Origin of the sequence: Butyrivibrio sp. DSM 10294 (genome assembly GCF_028539135.1) — a bacterium.
Taxonomy (GTDB): domain Bacteria; phylum Bacillota; class Clostridia; order Lachnospirales; family Lachnospiraceae; genus Butyrivibrio.
This window is the reverse complement of sequence record NZ_JANSWL010000088.1, coordinates 86,214-109,062: the sequence shown is the minus strand read 5'-3', so window position 1 is coordinate 109,062 and position 22,849 is coordinate 86,214. Positions and strand designations below refer to the sequence as shown.

Here is a 22,849-nt window from a genome sequence, read left to right as displayed (position 1 = left end):
ATTCATCATATTAAGCATCAACTTCAACGATGCTCTTCTTATTGTAGTAGCCGCACTTCTTGCAAGCCATGTGAGGCTGCATAAGAGCTCCGCAATGACTGCACTTAACCAGCGTTGGAGCTGTCATTTTCCAGTTAGCTCTTCTCTGATCTCTGTGGCCTTTTGATGACTTATTCTTTGGGCAGATTGACATTTCAGTAACACCTCCTTACCGTATCCGTATAAGAAACTGCCGTATACAGGCAATTGTTTACGTTTATTCATTAGCATACCTTGATATTTTACTAATAGCCGCAGTATTTGTCAACATTTTTTTTAACAATACTTTTTTTCCCGATTGAACAGGTTATCTGTTGCAATATTGCGAATACTTCTTAGGCGATATACCAACGGACTTAGTGAAAGCCTTAAGGAAATTACTGTAGTCAGTAAAGCCGCATCTGTCACAGACTTCACTGACACCTGTTCCTTCAGCAAGGAGCGACTTGGCTATGGAAATGCGCCTGGCCGTCATGTATTTGTTGATGGTTGTGCCGGTGGCAGACTTAAATATTCTGCAAATATATGACTCACTTATATAGAAATGCTTGGCAAGATCCCCTATGCTGATAGGATACTGAATATTGTTGTTCAGATATGACAGGATCGCATCCACCTGCTCATTATAAGTTGCTGGTTTCTCTGAAGTCTTGTTGTTCTTCTTGTCGGAAATGATCTGATTGATCATGACAAAAAGCTCTGTAAAAGTAGCCCTCTCAAGAAGATCATGTCCGTAGCCGTTGCTGGTAAGTATCTTGTTTATAAAATAAAGAAATCTTCCCTGCTGTTCCTGATTCAAACTGAGTTTGTGTGAAAATTTCTCTCCTCTGTCCTGAAAACACGCATCAAGATCAGTCTCATTACTGGAAATACTGCGCATATAATCCGGATCGATCATAATGACGATCCTCTCATGAAGCTCTTTATCAATCTGTGTAAGATAATGTGAATCATACTGATTAATAAGAAACAGATCGCCCGGTTCTATATCATAAACTTTATTGTCTATAAGGAACTGTTTACCACCCGAAATGGAAAAATACACCTCATAGCAGTCATGAATGTGCATCTCCATAGCCTTCTCATCCTTATAAAGATGAGCCACGGCAAAATACTTGTTCTCAATGCTTGCAGCCATGGCATCCTTACATGAATTTAATTCTTTCATAACCTAACCTCTTTCCCAATACATATTTCCCCAAAAACACAAACAACATGTTATATCTTAACCCGCGCCTTCAAAATTTGCAATATTTTTATTAAGCGCCGTTCAAATAAAGAAAATTTTGATATTACTTTAACAAAAGACTAAAGGTCAAAAAAATAAGGACCCTCTCGAGTCCTTATTCTTTGAATTTACATTATTAAAATGATCGTATTCCTGATTATTTGCAAAGTGCATATGTATCACGGGCAATTGCAAGCTCTTCGTTTGTAGGAACTACAAGAAGTGTTACCTTGCTGTCATCACCTGAAATTCTCTGCTCTTTGCCACGAACCTTGTTAGCTTCCTCATTGAGAGTTGCTCCGATAAAGCCAAGTCTCTCACAGATAAGCTTACGAACAAATCCGCTGTTCTCACCAACACCTGCAGTAAAGCAGATATCGTCAACGCCGCCCATGGCAGCAACATAGGAGCCGATATACTTAACAACTCTGTAGCAGAAGGTATCAACTGCTCTCTTGGCAGCCTCATCTCCCTTAACATATGCATCCTCGAGATCTCTGAAATCGGATGAAAGATCATTTGAAAGGCCGAATACACCTGACTTCTTGTTAAGAAGATTGGTAACCTCAGCTACAGTAGAGTTTTCTTTCTTCATAATAAATTCAACAACTGAAGGATCGATATCACCGGTTCTGGTACCCATGATAAGTCCCTCAAGAGGAGTAAGTCCCATAGAAGTATCTACACACTTGCCGCAATCAACAGCTGAAACAGATGCACCGTTACCAAGGTGACATACGATAGTCTTAAGTGAAGAATAATCCTTGCCGAGGATCTCTGCTGCGCGCTTACTTACATAAGAATGGCTGGTGCCGTGGAAACCGTATCTTCTGATACCGTATTTCTCATAATATGAATAAGGAAGTCCATACAGATAAGCATCCTGAGGCATTGTCTGATGGAAAGCAGTGTCAAAAACAGCAACCATGGGAACACCGGGCATAGCCTTCTGGCAAGCTCTGATTCCGATAAGGTTGGCAGGGTTGTGTAGAGGTGCAAGATCTGAAACATCCTCGATAGCCTTGATTACTTCCTCATCGATAACAACAGACTTGGTGAACTTCTCACCGCCATGTACGATTCTATGACCTACAGCTCCGATCTCATCAAGAGAAACTACGCCGTTCTCACTGTTTGTAAGTGCCTCGATAACAAGCTCGATAGCTCTGTTATGATCAGGCATGGGCTCAACCTTGGTGATCTTGTCCTTACCTTCGGGTGTATAAACTATCTGACTTCCGTCAATGCCGATTCTTTCGCAAAGACCCTTGCAGATTACCTGCTCTGAGTCTGAATCAATAAGCTGAAATTTAAGTGATGAACTACCACAATTAATAACAAGAATTTTCATGATATACCTCTCTTTGGAATTCTCTGAAATAAAGTACTTTGACTTTGCAGAATCTGTATGTAAAGATAATATACAAAGTTACATTAATATTTTAACAACGTTCTTTTTATTCGCAAGGAAAAAATTGTACAAAAGTCAGCATTTTTTGAAAGCGCTTACAATTTATGAAAACTATAGGAATCATCGCAGAATTCAACCCCTTCCACAACGGGCATAAATACTTAATTGAAAAAAGCATGCAGGAAACCGGCGCGGATTTCTGCATTGTTATTATGAGCGGAGATTTTGTCCAAAGAGGTGCCCCTGCCATAGCAGACAAATTTACCAGAACCAGAATGGCCCTGCAGTCAGGAGCAGATCTGGTGCTGGAACTTCCTGTATACTACAGCCTTGGAAGCGCTGAATATTTCGCATTCGGAGCTGTTTCCATACTTGACCGTATCGGAGCCTTGGATTATCTGTGCTTTGGCAGTGAGTCAGGAGATATCTCCTCTCTTGAGAAGATTGCCACAGTACTTGCCAATGAACCTGAGAATTTCAGATCAGTTCTCGCAGCCAGCCTCAAAGCAGGCAAAAGCTTCGCTGCAGCCAGAGAAGATGCACTTGCCTCAGAGCTTGACGGCGAAAGCATAAGACCGATACTTCAAAGTCCCAACAATATCCTTGCAATTGAATATATCAAGGCACTTATCAAAAGAAACAGCAGCATCCGTCCATTTACCATCCCTCGCATAGGTGAATCCTTTCATTCCACTGCCCTATCGGATTATGCCAGCGCTACAGCTATCCGCAAGGTTCTTGCAGGAAACACTGAAAAAGAGGCTGTATCTGCTTCCATCCCGGCAAGCGCCATGAAAGAATTTGTTGAATACAGTGGTCATCTGCTTGATTCCAACGATTTCTCGACACTTCTAAACTATAGACTTATCTGTGATAAAGAAAATGGCTATGACAAATACCTTGATGTCTCCGGGGATCTGTCAAACAAACTGATTAATTCGTTCACTCCGGGAGATACCATTACCTGTCTGTGCGAGAAATTAAAGACAAAAGATCTGTCCTACTCCCGTATCAGCAGGAGCCTTTTCCATATTCTCCTTGGGATCACCGATGAAAATATGGCTCAATATAAAGCCGATGACTATACCGGCTATGTCAGGATCCTCGGCCTAAAAAAGGATTCCTCCGCGGTTCTGTCATTGATCCATGACAACTCCTCTCTTCCTGTTCTGGACAGATTGAAAGATGCAGAGCATTTACTGAATCCCCTACAGATGAGACTCTTAAGCGAAACTCTGTCAGCAGGAGCAGTATATAATCTCCTTGCCCAAAACGGCGTAACCTCAGAATACAGCCTTAGAAACATCGTGATATGATATCCATTTTGCGTTAATTATCTTTTAATATTTTGACAGCCCCATTTCATTGAAGTAGCCTTATGAACGTGATACCATTATTATGTATACGGTATTAGGATTCTCATGGAGGAATACTATGGGACTTGTTAAACTCGAAAAAGGTCAGGTTCTGCATAAAGCTGGTAAAGATATTGTCGAAACCGTAGAGGTTATTGTAAAGGGCAGTATCAAAATATCCAATGCCTTCTCCTCCATAACCCTGGGTGTAGGCGGCTTCGTGGGAATAGTTGAAACCCCCGGTGAGCCCTATGTGTACAACATAGAGGCCCTTGAAGAAGGAGCCGTATATTCATACCCCTTCAGTTCCAAAGATGATATTCCCAAAGTAGTAATGTCCAATCCAAAGATTGCACCGATTTTGGCCGCTCAGTCCGCTGAAGCAGCCGCTTTGTGCTGCGATGCTTTTGAACAGGAATATAATGAGGCTCTTACCGAATATGAGAAAATCAAGGCAGACTATGCTGATTATCCAAATCTGTGCATCAAGGTTGGTGAAGTGCCCAAACAGTTCCCTGAACTGGATGACCTCACTCCTCCTGAGCGAAGCGTCAATCTGCCTGAGTGGGCCATCTCCTTTGCAAGATCCTTAAGAACCCACAGTGCAAGCCTCAAAAAGACCTTCTATCCGTTGGGCCTTGATATTGCCACAGGCATGGTAATGACAACCTACGAAATATATCAGAATGTATCAAAAGAGTCTCAGGCTCTTACCGTATACAGAAAAGCGCTCAAGCAAAAAACCAAGGAATTCCAGGCGACTATGCAGATGATAAACGCCAAGCTCAGCAATCTGGACAGCGGCATTATTGGCGGAATTGCAATAGTAAATGCCCTGAACACCATCATTAACTATGCTGAAGTATCTCCTGAGCTTGCAGAGAAATTCGAGGAGCAGGTAAACGAATTCAAATCAAACGAGAATAGAAACGACTCCTCCGATGAGGCAAGAGCCCTCAGAAGAAGCATTGCCTCAACCTTCTATGACATCTACACCGCAGCCTTCTTAAAGAGCCTGGATGATGAGGATCTTCCCCTTGAGGTTCAGATGTTCTTCATGTTCGGTTTCGTTGACGAAGAGCTGGCCGGTGATAAATACACTATGGCCCTTGCCAATATCGCCAGATCCTACATGCCTGACCCCGACGATAACGTAGTCCTTCTCTATGAGTGGCTTGTTAAGATATATAATCTTGAGGTTGAGCCTTCACGAAACGAGTTTGATCAGGACTGGCTCACATACCTGCGTGATCAGAAGCTCAGCGGTGATATCAGGGAAGAGCAGATGGAAGCCATGATAAACGATCCGGAAGCCAGGCTGAAATTTGAGATCCACAACCTCTTTGCATTGGGAAACAGAATGACCTTCGGAAGGATCTCCTCTTTCGTTCCGGTATTTGATTCTCAGAACGTATTAAGGCCTCTTGACATGGCGTATCAAAATACCGCCAAGGTCAATGAATATTTCAGATATATCAGAAGCGTTGATTTCGGTGTATTCTGCAGAAATGCACTGTTCTCAAATGTTGAGATAGGTGTCCCTCAGGTTCACTACCAGGACGACATCACACCATATATGATCCTGATGCCCAATGCCGGAAGCAGAGCCTGCCTCTGGCAGGAAATTGAAGGAAAAAAGAGAAGTTCCAAGGCCCGTATGCTGGTCTCCATCTTCAACACAGAGAACACCGAAGATTGTATGATCAAGCTGTTCGGAGAGTTCAGATGGGAAATGTGCAAGACCGAGCAGGGCGTTCATTGGAACGACGTAACAGATCCTTCTCTTACTTCCATGTACTGCGACTACCTGCAGTTCTTCAAGAAGAACTCTGCACTGTCAACGGAACAGAAGGATAAACTAAGAACTGACCTTAAGAAATACAGCAATAACTACAAAAACGTATTTATTGCCGACTATCTTGCATATATAAAGTTTGAGTCAGCCAGCTCTCCAAGACTCAACAAGGTAGCCCGTGAGATTCTCTTCACCTTCTGCCCCTTCGCCAAGGAGCTCAGGGAAAAGATTGCAGATAACCCTCAATATGGAGAACTGATCAACCACTATAACGCTCATATCGGAGGCCAGATCAAGCCTCTTGTAAACATTGTTCACAGACTTCAGAAGGAAGAGATTGAAGTACCGGAGGTTATCCTGGGGCAGATCGAGCATCTGAAGAAATAACAGCCAAATACTGCAGCTATCAGCCAGCCATAGCTATCTTTTCAGCATAGCGCAAAAGAGCATTCTCTATCCTATTGATATCAATTTCCGTACTGCATGCATATTCATCAACATGCATGGCTCTATCGTCAAGGTACACATCACAGGTGATCTTCCTTGAGTTAGAGCCATATTTTATGATAGTTTCAGGAAGATTATCATTGACTGCATCAAAAATAAGGCCGTTATCCCTACAGAACTCCACCGCTCTGTCAAGGGGTTCTCCTGCCCTGCAGGTCCAGAGAATAAGCTTATCTCCCATTCGCTGTCTCTTTATCAGATAATCTATAAGCTCCGTATTGGCGGGGCCAACCTCCGGCCATTCGCCCATACTAAGTGTACCGTCAAAATCAACTGCATAAACCATAACCCGGCCTCACTTTCAATTACAAAAAGGAATAACATATCACGACTTGGATTCAAGAAACCATTTGGCTCCGGAGGGAGAATCCTCAAAATACAGATGAATCTCCTTGCCATCGACAATGCAGGTATACACAAGTCCTGCTCCGCCTGCTCTCCTGCTGGCTCCGGGAACACAATCCTTGACTCTGGTGATCATGTATTTCCTGCCGTCTTCCCATTCTATGGACAGAGGCCTTACAGCGCCCTCATCCGAATATTCCACAACCGTATCCACATAGACCTTATGACCTATCCTAATCGCCATAGCATGCTCCTGTTCTATAAATCGTTATCCCCAAGAACATTGTTGCCATTCTGAAAATAAGCCACAGGATGGATCATGTGATCGTCAGCCTTGGCATCAAGGCCGGACAGCTCCTTATCAAAATACATCAGGCCACGAAGAATGGAATTATATCCAAAACGCCTCCTGATATCATCGACCGCAATATCAGCCTTGAGGTGCTTGTCCCTGACCGCCTCACTCATGAACAGGTCGGTCTGATAAGGCGAAGTATCGGGGATAAGACCTGACACCCTTACTCCCACGCTTCTTATCGGATGCTCCCAGTCATAATTGGCCTTAAAAAGCTGCCAGGCATATCCCGCTATCTCCTCCGAGATATTGGTGGGAATCTTGACCCTGTGCTGTCTTGTAAAACTATAGAGGCCATTATCTCTGATACTTAGTCCTATGACATCTCCCTTGAAGTGATTATCTCTAAGTCTTGAAGCCACGCTCTCCGAAAGAAGATAGATAACCATTCTGACGTCTTCATCATTCTCAAGGTCCCTTGGAGTTGTGGTACTGTTACCGACACTCTTGATGGGCGCCGCATCCGCTTCTGCAGCAACCGGAGTCTGATCCTCGCCCCTGGCAAAAGCAGACAGAATATATCCCACCTTGCCGAATATCTGATGAAGCCACTCCGGATCTGCACAGGCAAGATCTCCTATAGTAAGGATCCCGTATTTCCTGAGCTTATTATCTGTGCGTCTGCCAACATAGAGAAGGTCCGATACAGGGCTATTCCAGACTATATCCCTGTAATTCTCCCTGGATATCTGAGTAATGGCATCAGGCTTCTTGTAATCAGAGCCAAATTTGGAAAAGATCTTGTTCCAGGAAACACCTATGGAAACAGTAATCCCAAGTTCCTTCTTAACCCTGTCGGAAATCTCCCCGGCTATACGCATGCCATCAGAAGTTCCCAGCATCCTTGCGGAATCCGTGATATCAACCCAGGATTCGTCAAGGCCATAGGGCTCGATCAGATCGGTATAGTCGCCATATATCTTCCTGGCCTTCCCGGAAAATCTGATGTACTCATCATAGCTGGGAGCGACAAATACCACGTCCCTGCATACCTGTCTGGCCTGCCACAGTGCCATTCCCGTCTTGACGCCCCGCCTCTTGGCTATGTAATTGGCTGTAAGAACAATTCCATGGCGGGCCTCGGGGTCTCCCCCTACCGCCATTGGAACGTCTCTAAGTTTAGGATTATGCAGCATCTCAACTGCCGCATAAAAACAGTTGCAGTCAGAATGAAGAATAATCCTGTCTTCCATACACCCACCTTACCACGCAAACATATGTTGCAAACATTTGTTCTTGGATTAATTCTTATTATACGAATGTATGTTCTGAAATGCAACCGCTATATATAGTACCTTATTAAATTATAAATACAAATTATTTAAGTTTTGCTTCGTAGCCCTCAATGCATTCTCTTGCTGCTACTGCATTATCGGGCTTGGTATCCTCGAGAGTCGCATGAATATAGGGCTTGTACTTATGTGCAAACTCCACAATGCTTGTATAATCCATCTCTCCAAGACCGCACCCCATGCTGACGATCCTGTCTTTTTCGCACACGCAGTCCTTAAGATGTATCATGCAGATATCATCCTTAAGAAGATCCATTGCCTCCTCAAATACTTCATATCTCTGAGCATAATTATCAGTCCAAAGAAGATTGACCGGATCAAAAATGATCTGAAGGTTCGGAGACTCTATCCTGTCAAGAACCTCCCTTGCTCTCTTGGGATTCCATACAATATGTCTGTAAACAGGCTCAATGGCAACAATCACACCCATTTTTTCAGCGTAATCAACCACAGGACGAAGATTGGTGATAAAGGTCTCAAGGGCCTCCTTCGAATGGCATGCCTCCTTATCATATGAATAGGTCTCGTTGGGTGCGCCGGTCTCAGTTCCCACCATTCCTGCACCCATAAGGGAAGCAAAACGAATATGAGCCTTATACTTCTCCTGGATAGCATGAAGCGAAGCCTCATTGGGATTAGCCAGATTAAGGTAGCACCCAAGAACTGCCACATCCAGGTCTGCTCTTCTGAAAGCATCCCTCATGTACATAGCATATCCCGGTGTAAGCGCCGTTGTATCAGCCGTAAATCCCGGCACCTTGGAAAGAGCAATATGAGTACAGCTAAATCCCTGTCTCTTAATCTCCTGAAGCCTCTCCTCAAAAGGAAGCTCCACTGTATCATGAAATCTGATTCCTATCTGCATATCATCCTCCTAAATATCTCTGTTATATCTCTGTATAAATCGGGTCTGTAAATCTGACCGTAAGATCATTCTCTGTACCGGCGTATGCGAACATTCCTACAGTTGCGCCTGTAAATCGCTTTCCCTTGGAAAGTCCCTCATCACACAGATAACACACATCTGTCAAAGTATGCCAAATACATTCCTCGCCATTAATACTATAGCTGAGGGTTCTGACAAAATCCACTGTATTCATGGATAATTTAATGCTTCCGGATGCATTTTCCAAGGCTTCCTCGGAAATCGTCCATCTGTCCTCATCTCCAATATGTTCATGGGAAAAAACATGTATTTTTCCCTCAGCGCTCTTTAGACCAAAAGTAAAATATGTATTCTCATCATAATACCCGGTTATTCCTGCGCTCTGCCCATCCTTTAGTTCCGGAATCTCCATGTTCACGTCATATTCAAAAGAAAAACTCGTCTGCCTTCTGAGCACAATATTCCGGGCATCAATTGATGACAAAGGAGCAGAACAGCCTTTTATCGTAAAGATCTGTCCATCTTCAGTAGCTTCATATACCAGAGTTCCTTTTTCAAAGGGCCGCGGCGTCATGTAATCAAAAGGAAGCCCGCAAGGAGAAACACCAATTTCATCACTGCAATCATCCCTATCATCAGCAAAAGGCTTAACCTGCATACATGAGGGTCCTTTGAGTCCGTTAACTATTGGCCAGCCATCTGCAGTCCAGGTCACAGGATCAAGGGCAGTTTCTCTTCCCAGAATGCTGTAGCCATCTCCCAGTTTCCTTCCGCAGAGATATACCATATACCATCGTCCATCAGGCGTATCTACAAGACAACCGTGACCGCATCTTTGAATCACGGCTCCTTCATCCGTCTGCCTCATTATGGGATTATAGGGACAGGGCTCATATATCCCCATCAGCTCCCTGCTTCTTGAAACCGTAGCTCTGTGTCCCGGCCCGGTTCCGCCTTCAGCCTGCAAAAGATAATAATATCCGTCTTTTTTATATATATGTGGGCCTTCAGGTGCTCTTTTGTTACTTCCGTAATACAAAAGCACCGGTTCTGATATCTTCTTCGATGCGGATCTATCAAGCTCAAATATCCTGGCTCCTCTGTTAAGCAGCATGTATCTGCGGCCGTCCTCATCATTAAAAAAGCCAGGATCTATACCGTCTTCATCGATAAAGACCGGCTCAGAATAAGGTCCCTCAGGCCTGTCCGAAGAAACCACCATCTGCCTTCTGTACACTGGCCCCGTATCGTTAAGTCTATATGTTGCAGCGATGTAAAATCGCCCTTCATAATAGGAAATATCCGGCGCCCAGTATCCTCTTCCGCCTTCCAGTCCCTCAAGATAAGCCCATTTCGGCTCAGTGATGGCATGCCCAATTATCTCCCAGTGAACAAGGTCCCTTGAATGGGAAATTGGAATACACGGAAAAAATATAAAGGAAGAATTGACCATATAATAGTCTTCTCCCACTCTGCAGATTGAAGGATCCGGGAAGAATCCGCTTCTTATGGGATTTCGATAAAAATCGTTGTAGCAATGCCCATATTTTCCTTCAAGATAGCTCTCAATCTGTTTATAGCCTTCGGCGGTCCCATTCAACTCAGCCCTTGTAGCATTCTCATGAACAATATCCCATGGTGTTACCAGCCCCGCATCACCCTGAAGCGGGTCCAGGCCACACCTGTCCGTCAGATATTCAAACACCTGAAGGTTCCCGCTCTCGGCGGCATAATGAAGAGCTGTTCTATGGTCATCATCAAACTCATTAAGACTTGCTCTTGAATACTCCACGATCCATCTAACAAGCTTATAATCGCCCATTCTTGCTGCTTCATACAAACTGATCGGTCCTACATCCATCTCTCACAGCTCCCTTGTTTTAACAAAAAGAAAGTCAGCATAGCCATTTGAATTTCCTGTCATATCAGTACTTTTTGAAATCGCAAAAAGTCCGATTTTTGCTCCAACCCAGGTATGATCCGAAGGAGTGTAGTTAACTCCAAGATCGGTGTAGTCTAAGCCATCACCCTTTACCTTGATCTTAAGGGCAGGATTCTCTCCCGTAAGAGGACTATGCACATTCTGATAATACAACTGCTCAGATTCTGCCTCCTCATTAAGAGAGAAAGTAAGAAGGAACGTAAAAAGGGATCCTCTTCCGATTTTCTCAGCTCTTATCACCTTTTTAACTACCTCAATTTTATCAGCATCTCCGCCTTCGGACTCTGCAATTTTCAAAACAAACTCGTCATTATCGCCCTTTTCAAAATATGCGGCGACATACTGTCCTCCCGTCATACATATGCCGGCTCTCTCTCCGGCCTTGAGCCCCGAAATATCAACCTGAATCTCGGTTTCAAACACAGGAAAAACAAGTTTCTGAGTAAGTACGTTGGCACTTCGCCATATAATGGGGTTTTCCTCACCGGAAACATTAAGTGCATTTAGCCTTAATCCATTTCTGCGGAAGTTTTTCTGCTGACAGAAAGCTTCTGTATGATTACCGAGCCACTGCCAGCAAAGTCCATAATTGCCTCCTACGAAATCATCTGAGGACTCAAGATACATCTTTTCTTCATCCCCTGCTCCCGTATCAGGCTTATCACGCTCAAACACAGGCTCTCCAACCTTATTCTCATCGGGATTAACGCCCACGATTGGCCAGCCATTATCCCAACTGACCGGCTGCAGATGACAGATTCTGCCATACAGCCCCCTGTCCTGGAAATGAATAAACCATTCATCACCATTTACAGTATCTACAAGGCCGCCCTGATGAGGACCGTTTATAACAGTATTACCGGTATGCATTACTTCTTTTATCTCATAGGGTCCATGAATATCTCTTGATCTGAGCACAACCTGCCAGCCGTCCTTAACTCCGCCTGCCGGTGCCCAGATATAGTAATAACCATCTCTTTTATAAACCTTGGGTCCTTCAATGGTTACCGCAGGGTGCTTCGGATCATTGCCGTCAAAAATAAAATGATCCTCAGATATAGCCTTAAGTCCATCCGGACTCATCTCAAAAACACCAAGAATACTCTTAAAGCCAATCCTGCTCTTGGCATAGCCATGGATCACATATGCCCGTCCGTCATCATCCCATATCGGACAGGGATCAATAAGCCCTTTTCCTTCCAAAACACATACAGGCTCCTCCCATTCTCCGTAAGGGTCCTTAGTTCTAACCACAAAATAGCCCTCGTCCGGCATTCCATAGTATATATAGAACATCCCCTCATGATAGCGGATTGAAGGCGCCCAAACTCCCTCCGAATGCCTAGGAATGTTGAATCTCTCTCCCGGGATATTCTTAAGCGCATAATTAACCAGCTTCCAGTTCACCAGGTCCTTTGACACCAGTATCGGTAGCCCCGGCGTATAGTTAAAGCTGGAGGCAGTCATATAATAAGTATCACCGACTCTTATAACATCAGGATCACTGTAATCCGCAAACAATATCGGATTCCTGAATCTTCCGTTTCCTTGATCCGAATAATGCATAGCATCCCCCTTATCCGTTTATCTCAATTCTGCTGCTTTCATTTAGAGCTTCATCTTCAATGATCAGGCTGGAATAAGGCTCTCCCAGTCCTATCAGTCCTCTAGCCACCATTCCCGCATAGAGCATGGCGCCTTCATATCTTAGATGTGAGTTGTCGTTCTTTCCCTCAGGAGCCCAGAGGACCTCGCCGGGAGCCAGATTCATATAATATTTCTTAGAAGCTTCATCTCCTGTTTTTTCAAGGAATTCTCTGCTCATAGTAAAAAGATCCACCACCGGCACCTCAAATTTCTCAGAAGCCTCCTTCATCCCCTTCACATACTCAGTATGCTCTGAAGGCTTAAGCTTTCCGTTTTCATCAAAAAGCCTTCTCTCCACCGAAGTAATGAAAACAGGATAAGCTCCCTTATTTCTGGCTACATTCACAAATTTCCCCAGGTTAGTTATAAACTCACCGTGAGGGTCAGTGTATCGGGCAGGATCATTGATTTTTTCATCATTATGTCCAAACTGAATAAAAAGATAATCTCCCTTTGAAATATCATTATAGATATACGCAAGTCTGCTCTCATCAATGAAGCTCTTGGTACTTCTTCCGTTCACGGAATGATTAAATACCACTACATCCTCTCTTGTATATCTGTCAAAAGCCTGCGCGATTCCCGTCTGAGGGTAAGTTATATATTTATTGCTTGCTGCGGTAGAATCCCCCGCCCAGAAAATATGTCTCATAAAGCCTCCTCTTATAATTCCAAATATGGATAAAAAAAGACAACCTGCTAATAGTTTTTCATGAAAAATAAAGCAGATTGTCTTTTATCATTTCTAAAATAACCTTAGGAGTAATTACTCCTTAACAGCTCCAACGTTAACACCCTGAACGAAGTACTGCTGCAGGAAAGGATATGCGATCATGAAAGGAAGAATCGCACATACGATAGCTGCGTAATACAGTGTGTTCTGTGAAACCTTATAAGCTGTTGTGGGCGTATCACCGTCCATGATCATAACTCTCAGCTTGTACTGGAAGTTAACTCTGTCAGGGTTAGTGATATAGATCTGTACTGTGCTGTAATCGTTCCATACAGTTACCGCATACATAAGACCGATTGATGCAAGAGCTGCCTTGGAAAGCGGAAGCACGATCTTGAAGAAGATTCCCATAGGAGTGCAGCCATCGATCTTGGCAGCCTCGAAAAGTGATCCGGGAATTCCCTCGAAGAAGTTCTTCATAAGAACCAGGTTATATACGTTCATACCGTGTTTGATAACCAGGATCCAGATTGTATCTACAAGATGGAGCTGCTTCATAACAAGGTACTCAGGAATCATACCACCGCTGAAGATCATGGTGAAGAGCAGGAAGAAGGACAAGAAGTTTCTTCCGGGCATATCCTGCTGTGTAAGTACATAACCACCGAGTGTTGAAAGTACAAGACCAAGAAGTGTACCCAAAACAGTTGTAATAACTGAATTAAGGAATGGTCTGTAAAGTCTAACCGTTGTAAAAATTGTAAGGTATCCGTTAAATGTAAAGTCCTCAGGCCAGAATCTGAACTGATATACACCTACAGAGTTGAAGGAATCTACAAGAACCTTCCAAATAGGAATGAGAACTATTAAAGCAACTATAACGAATACTATGTAGTTAACCACATCAAATACATGTATTTTGGGCTTTTTAGCCTGGACATGCATTGTAGCCTGTTTAGCCTGTGCCATAATATCTCCTCCTTAAATAATTCCGCGTCCGCGGATCTTCTTACTTGCCCAGTTACATACAAGAACAAGTACGCAACCAACCAGGGACTTAAACAAACCAACCGCAGTTGTATATCCATAGTCCGGTATAGCAGTAAGGAATGTCTGACGATAGATATAAGTTGAAATTACATCGGATACGTCGAATACACGGTTGTTATATAAAACGAATACTGATTCAAACAGGTTAAGAACCTTAGCAAGATTAAGGATCAGTACGATAATTACCGTATTCATAAGTGCAGGTACTGTTACATACCAGATTTTCTGAAGTCTTGATGCTCCGTCAATGTCGGCAGCCTCATAGAGCTCAGGGTTGATTCCGGAAAGTGTAGCCAGGAAAATAACTGTTCCCCAACCTGTTTCCTTCCAGATATTGATCATATAGAAGATCGGTCTCCACATTGCTTTGGTGTGCAGGAAGTCGATACTTGTTGACAGAACTCCCCAGGACTTCAATGTCTCATTAACGAAACCTGTTGAAGACTTAGAAAGGAATAACTGGAAAATAGCGGCAACTACTGCCCAAGACATAAAGTGTGGCAAATAGATGATTGTCTGCAGTGTTTTCTTTGCAAACATGTTGTGCATCTCATTAAGGAAAACTGAAACCAGTACCGATGCAAAAGTTGTAATTAAAAGCTTAGTAATGGAAATCTGTAAAGTGTTACTAAAGGCAGTCCAGAACTCCTTCTTAGCAAACATTGTCTGGAAGTTCTTAAGACCAACCCAGTTAATGTTTCTGAGCTTGTACTCATAGAACGCATAACGTACACCAAGCATTGGCCAGTAATAAATAATAATTACGAAAACCAATACAGGTAAGAACATGAGGTAATAACCCAGATTATTCTTGATTCGTGTGCTAAGAGGTTTTTTGTTTATAGGAGCGCCGGTGGATGTCGTAACAGCATTTTGTTTCTTACTCATAGCAACCCTCTCCCTTTATTATCTAAATAACGTTCATATTACAGCTATATTATAGCAGATAAATCGTGAATTTTTCATAAAAATCCCACCCCCAATGAAGATATCGTATACCCCTCAGGGGTGGGAACTTAATCAAAAATTATTTTATTTCAGAAATTACTGAGCGTTGAGCTCATCAACGATCTGCTGAGCAAGATCGCCAACTTCTGCCTGATACTGAGCAATAGCCTCTTCAGGTGTGATCTCACCTGTTACAGCCTGGTTCATAAGAGTTGTCTTAAGCTCTACAAGTGTTGCTTCGTTCTCTGTAAGAGTATCGCAAGAAGCAGCTGCAGGAGCATCTACACAGTTCTCTGTGAAGAACTTGTTACCAACCTGTACAAGCTCGTCGTTATCTACGAAACCGTTTGTAAGAGGAGCGATTACAAGTACTGGATCAAGGTGATTCTTCTTCCATACAGAGTTAGGATCGTTAGGAGCCTGCTTAAGGTGGAACTCACCATCAGCGTACTCATAATCCTTCTTCTTCTCAGGATCATCAGCGTTTGTTGTGAAGGACTCAGCCTTTGTTGACCAGTGAACATCCTCAGCACCATATGTCCAAAGTGTCTGAACCTTGTCACCGTCAAGCATTGTCTCAAGAAGTGCATCGAAGATAGCCTGCTCACGAGCGTTTGAGCCATCCTGATCGTCTGTGATTACCCATACAGGAGCTTCTCTGTTGATGTAGCCGCCCCATGTATCCTTGATCTCCTGGATAGGAGCAAGCTGTACAAGTCTGTCATCGCCAAGATCGTTGTCAACTTCCTGCTTTTCCATGTTTGTTGTAAGTGTTCTAAGCCATGTACCAGCCCAGTATGTGAATACACCTTCTGATGTTGACTGGTCGTTTGAGAAGAACTTCTCACGAGCCTGCTTTGTTCCGGCTTCCTCTGTATCAGGATCGATTACGCCATCAGCATAACCCTGAGCAAGTCTTGCAAGAGCATCGATTGTAGCCTGCTCCTGGAATCCGTCTACCCATACACCATCCTTCTGATAGAATGAAGGATATGCACCCTGCCAGAACTCAGGCATGTAGTTGATGTAAGGAGCCTCGTCAAGCTTACCGTAACCAGCAGCGATTACACCGTATGTGCCTGACTCCTTCTCATGGAATGCCTTAAGCATTGCATAGTAATCATCGAAAGTCTTGATGTCATCGATTGACATTCCGGCTGCATCGAGCCATGACTTCTTAACATAAGTTACGCATCCGTTTCCGTATGTAGGAGCGAAGCCGTAAAGGTGTCCCTGGTTGTCCTTCATGTTCTCGTTTACTGAAGGAAGAGTTACTCTTGACTGGAACTCAGCGTTTGCATAAGCATCAGCCATATCCCAAAGGAGACCTGTTGTCTGATACTGTCTGAGCATTGTAGCGCTCATGATAAGAGCATCAGGATAATCAGGATCACCGGGCTGACCAGTTGTAAGGAGACGTGAAACTGTTCCTGAATAGTCAGAGTGATCAAGCTGGTTGATGTTAAGTGTTATCTGGTGACCAAGCTTCTCAGATACAGCAGCTTCCCACTGCTCCTTGAATGCATCCTGGCCGTTCTCAACTGTAGCAGTAAGTGTACCGTCTACTACGATGTTAAGAGTCTCAAGTGTGAAGTCCTCAGCTGCAGCAGGTGTCTCAGCATCTGTTGTTGCAGGAGCTTCTGTTGCAGGAGCTTCTGTTGCTGTTGTGTTGTCAGCAGTCTGTGTGTCAGTTGTAGCAGGTGTTGTCTCGTTGCCGCAAGCAGCAAGAGAAGCCACCATTGCTGTTGACAGAAGTAATGATAAAGCTTTCTTTTTCATTTAATTTGTTCCTCCCAGTTAATTATTTAAATTAAATGTAAGCGTTTTCAATTGCTTATGTACGTACTTTAACATGTATTGAAAACCATTGCAAGCATGAATTTTGTTAAATTTCTGCCAGTATTGGTGATTTTTTCCGTGAAGTGCCGTTTTTACTGTATTTCCGTAAGTGCTTACATATCAAAAATTTACAAAAAAATCTTGCAAAAATAACACTTACATTTCCTCGAACTAAAAAAATAGACAAATTGTCATCGGAATTTAATACATTCCAATGTGCAATTTGTCTATCTGTTATTTACAGTGTTACGCCTCTCTTCCAGATGGCCATGTCGTGGAAGCCGGCTTCCTCGCTCTTAAGCTTCTCTCCTGAAGCGGTACGAAGGATCTTATCGAATAATTCATCAGTAAGTTCATCAAAGCTTCTTCCTTCAAGGATCTGACCGGCTCTGAAATCGATCCAGTTGCTCTTCTTCTCGGCAATTGTATTGTTACTAGCTATTTTCATAGTAGGAACAGGGCATGCAAAAGGTGTTCCTCTTCCTGTTGTAAAGAGCACGATCTGCGCTCCTGCACTGGCAAGTGCGGTTGCAGCGCAAAGGTCATTACCGGGTGCACATAATAGATTAAGTCCTGTAACATCGGTTCTCTCACCATACTCCAATACATTCATAACCGGATAATCACCGGATTTCTGGGTGCAGCCAAGAGACTTATCCTCAAGTGTTGTGATTCCGCCTGCCTTGTTTCCGGGTGAAGGATTCTCATAAATGGGCTCGCCCTGCTTTGTGAAATAATCCTTGAAACCGTTGATCATATTTACGGTATCATTGAAGGTCTTCTCATCCTTACATCTATTCATAAGAATAGTCTCTGCTCCGAACATTTCGGGAACCTCGGTAAGAATAGATGTACCGCCGCATTCAACAATCCTGTCGGAAATTCTTCCAACAAGCGGATTGGCAGTAATTCCGGAGAATCCATCGGATCCACCGCATTTAAGGCCAATGATAAGCTTGGAAGCATAGGCTTCTTCTCTCTCATCCTTAGAAGCAGTCTCAATAAGCTCTGAAAGAAGCTCAAGACCATCTGCCATCTCGTCATCAGACTGCTGACATACAAGGAACTTCACTCTATCCTTGTCATATTCTCCAATATATGGCATAAGAACATCTATATTGCTATTCTCGCAACCAAGACCAAGAACCAGCACGCCGCCGGCATTTGGATGTTTGATAAGATCAGAAAGTATGGTTCTTGTGTGCTCCTGATCATCTCCTGTCTGAGAACAGCCATAGTTATGTGTAAATGCCACAACTTCATCAACGCTGCCCTTTACAAGCTTATTTGCCTTATTAGCCAGTGCTGTCGCGATATTGTTGACACAACCTACAGTAGGAATGATCCATACTTCATTTCTTATTCCTACGCGTCCGTCAGCTCTTACGAAACCCTTGAAGGATGCTTTTTTAGATCCCATAAGAGTCTTCTTTTTCTCGATGTCTGCAGTGTCAGGCTCATATTTATACTCAAGGATTCCTTCAAGATTGGTCTTGATGTCGTGGGTGTGTACCCATCTTCCCTCGGAAATATCTTCAGTTGCATGTCCGATGGCATATCCATATTTAACAACATTATCATTAGAAGAAATAGACTTGATAGCCATCTTGTGGCCTGCAGGGATTTCCTCTGCAGCAGTTATTGTTCTTCCATCTGAAAGACTTACAGTCTCGCCCTTTGCCATGGGTTCGAGGCATACAATTACATTGTCTGTTGGATGAATCTGTAAAAATTTACTCATTTAACCTACCCCTTTTTACGAAAACAGAAGTTTTCTTACATTTTTATTTACATCTGCTTACATTTTTTACATGCTGAAAAATCAAATTATCAAACATACTAAAAAGTGCCATGTAAGCGTTTACACTTAAATCATATATTTAAAGTCCGGTAACGTCAATAAATTTTTGCTATTGTATTTAGTATTCACGTCTTGTATAATACCTTTGTAAAAAATATGAAAATGCTTACATGTATTTTTAACATTTTACAAAATAAAAATAGGAATAATTGGGAGGGTATGTAAATGAAGACTTTTATGGATAAAGATTTCCTTCTTCAGTCTGATGCTGCCAAGACTTTATATCATGATTACGCTGAAAATATGCCTATTCTTGACTATCACTGTCACATCAGCCCCAAGGAGATCGCCGAAGATCGTCATTTCGACACAATCACACAGGTATGGCTTGGTGGGGACCATTATAAATGGCGTTTGATGCGTGCCTTTGGTGTCGATGAAAAGTTTATGACAGGGGATGCTCCTGACAAGGAGAAATTCTTAATGTTCGCAAAATGCCTTGGCAAGGCCGTAGGCAATCCACTTTATCACTGGGCTCACTTAGAACTTCGCAAATATTTTGGTTACAACGGTGTTCTTAACGAGAAGACCGCAGAGGAAGTATACGATATCTGCAATAAGGTTCTTCAGTCACCTGATATGAGTGTACGTAAACTCATCAAGATGTCAGGAGTAACTCTTATCTGCACTACAGATGATCCTATCGACACTCTTGAGTGGCACGACAAGATCAGAGAAGACGCATCCTTCGATGTTAAGGTTCTTCCCGCATGGAGACCTGACAAGGCCAAAAATATCACTAAACCCGAATTCACATCCTACATCGCTACTCTTTCAGAGGTAAGCGGAGTTAAGATTGACTCCTTTGCTTCATTAAAAGAAGCTCTCAGAGTTCGTCTCGACTACTTCGCATCCAAGGGCTGCAATGTTACAGATCACGCTCTTGAGTATGTAATGTACAGACCTGCTTCTGATGAAGAGATTGAGAAGATCTTCGCAAGACGTATGGCCGGCGAAGAGATCAGCTATGAGGATTCACTTAAATACGAAACAGCCTTCATGCTCTTTGAGGGCGAAGAGATCAAGAAGAGAGACTGGGTACTCCAGCTTCACTTTGGTTGCAAGCGCGACAACAATACACCTATGTATGAGAAGCTCGGACCTGATACAGGTTATGACACTATCGCAGCTTACTACCCTATGGCTGAACTTGCAGACTTCCTTAATGCTCTGCACTGCAAGAATACTCTTCCAAAGACTATTCTTTACAGCCTGAATCCTAACGACAACAAGATCATCAACACCACCCTAAATGCATTTAACGAGGCTCCCGTTGTTGCCAAGATTCAGCAAGGAAGCGCATGGTGGTTCAATGATACCAAGCTTGGTATGGAGGAGCAGCTGGCTTCTGTTGCAGAGTCCGGCAACCTTTCAGGATTTGTAGGAATGCTTACAGATTCAAGAAGCTTTACTTCTTATACAAGACATGATTACTTCCGCCGTATCCTTTGCAATTACCTCGGATCACTGGTGGAGAACGGTGAATATCCTGCTGAGGATATGGATATTCTCGGAGAGATTGCCAAGGATATATCCTACAACAACGCTGTAAGATATTTCGGTTTTCCTTTAGAGACGGTATAAGCCCATGAGCGGCCAGATGACTATTTACGACATATCCAAAAAAGCCGGTGTGTCTATAGCCACTGTTTCCAGGGTGCTTAACGGCAGCACCAATGTTAAGCCCAGAACCAGAAAAAAGGTTATGGACATCATTGAGCAATACGGATACAAACCCAACGCTTTTGCCAGGGGCCTTGGTCTTAATTCAATGAAGACTATCGGTATCCTCTGTGCCGATGCCTCTGACCTTTATCTTGCAAAAGCTATTTATTACATCGAGCAGAACCTTCGCGAGAACGGCTATCATTCAGTTCTTTGCTGCACAGGTTACGAGATGCACCCAAGAAAAGAGTCCCTTAATCTCCTGCTCTCTCAGCATGTTGACTCAGTTGTAATGGTTGGTTCCAACTTCATCATGAACAACTCCGAGGACAACCAGTATGTAAGAGATGCAGCTGCAACAGTGCCCATCATGCTCCTCAATGCTGATTTTGATTGCCCCAATGTATATTGCACACTGTGCGATGACTACAAGGCAACTCAGGACGCCACAGAGAAGATGATTGCATCTGGAGTTAAGGATATCCTTTATCTGTATAACAGTAATTCTTACAGTGGACTTAAGAAGCTGGCAGGTTTCCAGAACGCTCTTCTTACACATGACATTCCACTGAAGAAACAGATGCAGCAGTGCTTCAAGGGAAGTCACGAAGACATCGATGGAGTTAAGAACTTTGTTGAGAACCTTTATAAAAAAGGAATCAAGTTCGACGGTATCGTAACAAGTGATGACTTCCTTGCCATTGGTGCCATGAATTTCGCAAGAGCTAACAACATCAGTGTTCCAAATGATCTTCAGATCATCGGATATAACAATTCTATCCTTACACTGTGTTCAGAGCCTGATATTTCTTCCGTTGACAACCGTCTGGAGGATATGTGTATACAGCTTGTTAAGACTCTTATCGGAACCTTAAGCCAGAGCGAAATGCCTCAGAAGACTATCTTCTCCGGAGAGCTGGTAAAGAGAGGTTCAACCCGTTTCTGATAACAGTTTGAAGTAAAATATAGAGGATTATGTAATGCAATTATTGCTTTACATAATCCTCTTTTTATATGTCTGTTCAGTTCCCTACTCTTCCTTGATAACATCCATATTCCTTCGATATTCCCTTGGAGAAACATGATATTTGGCAGAAAAACATCTGTTAAAAGTCCTCTGACTCTCAAATCCGGAATCATAACAAATATCGGTAATTGACTTATCCGTATGCCGCAGTAGCGTCTGCGCATAGTCAAGCCGGACTTCATTAAGGTACTGGTTAAAATTTCTATGAAAGGTCTTGGAGAACAGCCTTGATAAAGTAAACTGACTGATACCAAGATCATGGGCCATGGATCCAAGTGATACATCCTCAGCAAAATGTCCGGATATATAAGATACAGATTTGTAGATCAGATCCGTGCTACCAATCTCCGCCTTGGGAACCAGTTCCAAGAGCGGAAGGGACCTTGCCAGTAATATGTGGATATAGGAAAGGGCCAAGGCATTCTCATCCTTGGACAGCTGCGCTATATCCTGGCTCTCCTGTCCGTCGGCAAATTCGCTGCAGATGGCCTTAACTGCGTAAATGATGTCTTTATGCACCTTCTTTTTGGTTATGACCGGCTCCTTTGGACTTAGATTCGATATCTCATTCATATATCCCTGTGCAAGATTTGGCGATGCCAAAATATAAATTGCTCTGCTCTCTTCCTCAGAGAAAACCTGATAATGATGAACCATCTCCGGGAACGCCACCGCAAAGTCCCCTTTCTCCATGGGATACAGGTTCTGCCCAACTCCAATCGCAAGACTACCCTGGGTTACATAAACAAATTCGATTGCTCTGTGGAGATGAGGCGCACTGTGAGTGCTCTTTCGCTGATATATTGTAAGACCCAAACCGGTATCTTTATATATAGGTAGCATGTATGTTTTCTCCTTTAAAATAGTCCGCGCAAGATTTGGCTACTTTTTAATCTTTTATGACGTGTATTATACAGTGCCAGATGGTAAAGTACAATATGTGAGCAGGAAGTAATAAAAATACATTTAATTTGCTACCCCATA

General features: G+C 43.2%; 19 protein-coding genes. 4 read left to right on the top strand and 15 right to left on the bottom strand.

The window, feature by feature from the left end; translation table 11 throughout:
* Nucleotides 1-10 precede the first annotated feature (10 nt).
* The 3 genes from rpmF to NXH67_RS16560 all read right to left on the bottom strand — a co-directional run bounded on the left by rpmF (nucleotide 11) and on the right by NXH67_RS16560 (nucleotide 2,618).
* The gene (gene rpmF / locus NXH67_RS16570) at nucleotides 11-193 is read right to left on the bottom strand and encodes a 50S ribosomal protein L32 (protein ID WP_022777229.1); all 183 of its coding nucleotides are present in this window, start codon (nucleotides 191-193) and stop codon (nucleotides 11-13) included.
* 153 nt (nucleotides 194-346) lie between these two features.
* A complete protein-coding gene (locus NXH67_RS16565) occupies nucleotides 347-1,207 on the bottom strand; it encodes an AraC family transcriptional regulator (protein ID WP_022777230.1) in 861 nt (286 codons plus the stop codon).
* A gap of 217 nt (nucleotides 1,208-1,424) precedes the next feature.
* On the bottom strand, nucleotides 1,425-2,618 hold the full coding sequence (locus NXH67_RS16560; RefSeq protein ID WP_022777231.1) for an acetate/propionate family kinase: 1,194 nt from the start codon (nucleotides 2,616-2,618) through the stop codon (nucleotides 1,425-1,427).
* 164 nt (nucleotides 2,619-2,782) lie between these two features.
* Between NXH67_RS16560 and NXH67_RS16555 the strand changes: the two genes are divergently transcribed.
* Both NXH67_RS16555 and NXH67_RS16550 read left to right on the top strand, forming a co-directional pair.
* Nucleotides 2,783-3,994 (top strand): nucleotidyltransferase, encoded by a 1,212-nt coding sequence (locus NXH67_RS16555; RefSeq protein ID WP_272798108.1) that lies wholly within the window; start codon nucleotides 2,783-2,785, stop codon nucleotides 3,992-3,994.
* A gap of 118 nt (nucleotides 3,995-4,112) precedes the next feature.
* On the top strand, nucleotides 4,113-6,215 hold the full coding sequence (locus NXH67_RS16550) for a cyclic nucleotide-binding domain-containing protein (protein ID WP_022777233.1): 2,103 nt from the start codon (nucleotides 4,113-4,115) through the stop codon (nucleotides 6,213-6,215).
* A gap of 19 nt (nucleotides 6,216-6,234) precedes the next feature.
* Here the strand turns inward: NXH67_RS16550 and NXH67_RS16545 are convergent, their stop codons facing one another.
* The 11 genes from NXH67_RS16545 to NXH67_RS16495 form a co-directional block, all read right to left on the bottom strand.
* Entirely contained in the window at nucleotides 6,235-6,621 is a 387-nt protein-coding gene (locus tag NXH67_RS16545) for a hypothetical protein (RefSeq protein ID WP_272798107.1), read from the bottom strand.
* A 39-nt stretch (nucleotides 6,622-6,660) separates the two neighbouring features.
* Nucleotides 6,661-6,924 carry a hypothetical protein gene (locus NXH67_RS16540; protein ID WP_022777235.1) on the bottom strand — a complete coding sequence of 88 codons (264 nt, stop codon included), beginning with the start codon at nucleotides 6,922-6,924 and terminating at the stop codon, nucleotides 6,661-6,663.
* 14 nt (nucleotides 6,925-6,938) lie between these two features.
* Nucleotides 6,939-8,228 (bottom strand): DNA polymerase IV, encoded by a 1,290-nt coding sequence (dinB, locus tag NXH67_RS16535; protein ID WP_022777236.1) that lies wholly within the window; start codon nucleotides 8,226-8,228, stop codon nucleotides 6,939-6,941.
* A 124-nt stretch (nucleotides 8,229-8,352) separates the two neighbouring features.
* On the bottom strand, nucleotides 8,353-9,192 hold the full coding sequence (locus tag NXH67_RS16530) for a sugar phosphate isomerase/epimerase family protein (RefSeq protein WP_272798106.1): 840 nt from the start codon (nucleotides 9,190-9,192) through the stop codon (nucleotides 8,353-8,355).
* A gap of 22 nt (nucleotides 9,193-9,214) precedes the next feature.
* On the bottom strand, nucleotides 9,215-11,074 hold the full coding sequence (locus tag NXH67_RS16525; protein WP_272798105.1) for a family 43 glycosylhydrolase: 1,860 nt from the start codon (nucleotides 11,072-11,074) through the stop codon (nucleotides 9,215-9,217).
* Between the two features lie 3 nt (nucleotides 11,075-11,077).
* Nucleotides 11,078-12,721: a glycoside hydrolase family 43 protein gene (locus NXH67_RS16520; protein ID WP_272798104.1), complete on the bottom strand. Its 1,644-nt coding sequence runs from the start codon at nucleotides 12,719-12,721 to the stop codon at nucleotides 11,078-11,080.
* A 10-nt stretch (nucleotides 12,722-12,731) separates the two neighbouring features.
* Nucleotides 12,732-13,454, bottom strand: a complete 723-nt coding sequence (locus NXH67_RS16515; RefSeq protein ID WP_022777240.1) for a rhamnogalacturonan acetylesterase — start codon at nucleotides 13,452-13,454, stop codon at nucleotides 12,732-12,734.
* 114 nt (nucleotides 13,455-13,568) lie between these two features.
* Nucleotides 13,569-14,444, bottom strand: coding sequence for a carbohydrate ABC transporter permease (locus tag NXH67_RS16510; RefSeq protein ID WP_022777241.1), 876 nt, complete (start codon nucleotides 14,442-14,444; stop codon nucleotides 13,569-13,571).
* A gap of 12 nt (nucleotides 14,445-14,456) precedes the next feature.
* Nucleotides 14,457-15,413, bottom strand: a complete 957-nt coding sequence (locus tag NXH67_RS16505) for an ABC transporter permease (RefSeq protein ID WP_022777242.1) — start codon at nucleotides 15,411-15,413, stop codon at nucleotides 14,457-14,459.
* A 156-nt stretch (nucleotides 15,414-15,569) separates the two neighbouring features.
* On the bottom strand, nucleotides 15,570-17,252 hold the full coding sequence (locus NXH67_RS16500; protein WP_272798103.1) for an ABC transporter substrate-binding protein: 1,683 nt from the start codon (nucleotides 17,250-17,252) through the stop codon (nucleotides 15,570-15,572).
* 298 nt (nucleotides 17,253-17,550) lie between these two features.
* Nucleotides 17,551-19,053, bottom strand: coding sequence for a UxaA family hydrolase (locus tag NXH67_RS16495; RefSeq protein WP_022777244.1), 1,503 nt, complete (start codon nucleotides 19,051-19,053; stop codon nucleotides 17,551-17,553).
* Nucleotides 19,054-19,338: 285 nt separating this feature from the next.
* On the opposite strand from NXH67_RS16495, the gene uxaC reads away from it, so the two are divergent.
* Together uxaC and NXH67_RS16485 are read left to right on the top strand one after the other, a co-directional pair.
* Nucleotides 19,339-20,757 carry a glucuronate isomerase gene (uxaC, locus tag NXH67_RS16490; RefSeq protein ID WP_272798102.1) on the top strand — a complete coding sequence of 473 codons (1,419 nt, stop codon included), beginning with the start codon at nucleotides 19,339-19,341 and terminating at the stop codon, nucleotides 20,755-20,757.
* 4 nt (nucleotides 20,758-20,761) lie between these two features.
* Nucleotides 20,762-21,784: a LacI family DNA-binding transcriptional regulator gene (locus tag NXH67_RS16485; protein ID WP_022777246.1), complete on the top strand. Its 1,023-nt coding sequence runs from the start codon at nucleotides 20,762-20,764 to the stop codon at nucleotides 21,782-21,784.
* Nucleotides 21,785-21,868: 84 nt separating this feature from the next.
* Here the strand turns inward: NXH67_RS16485 and NXH67_RS16480 are convergent, their stop codons facing one another.
* Nucleotides 21,869-22,708, bottom strand: a complete 840-nt coding sequence (locus NXH67_RS16480; RefSeq protein WP_272798101.1) for an AraC family transcriptional regulator — start codon at nucleotides 22,706-22,708, stop codon at nucleotides 21,869-21,871.
* Between the last annotated feature and the right edge of the window lie 141 nt (nucleotides 22,709-22,849).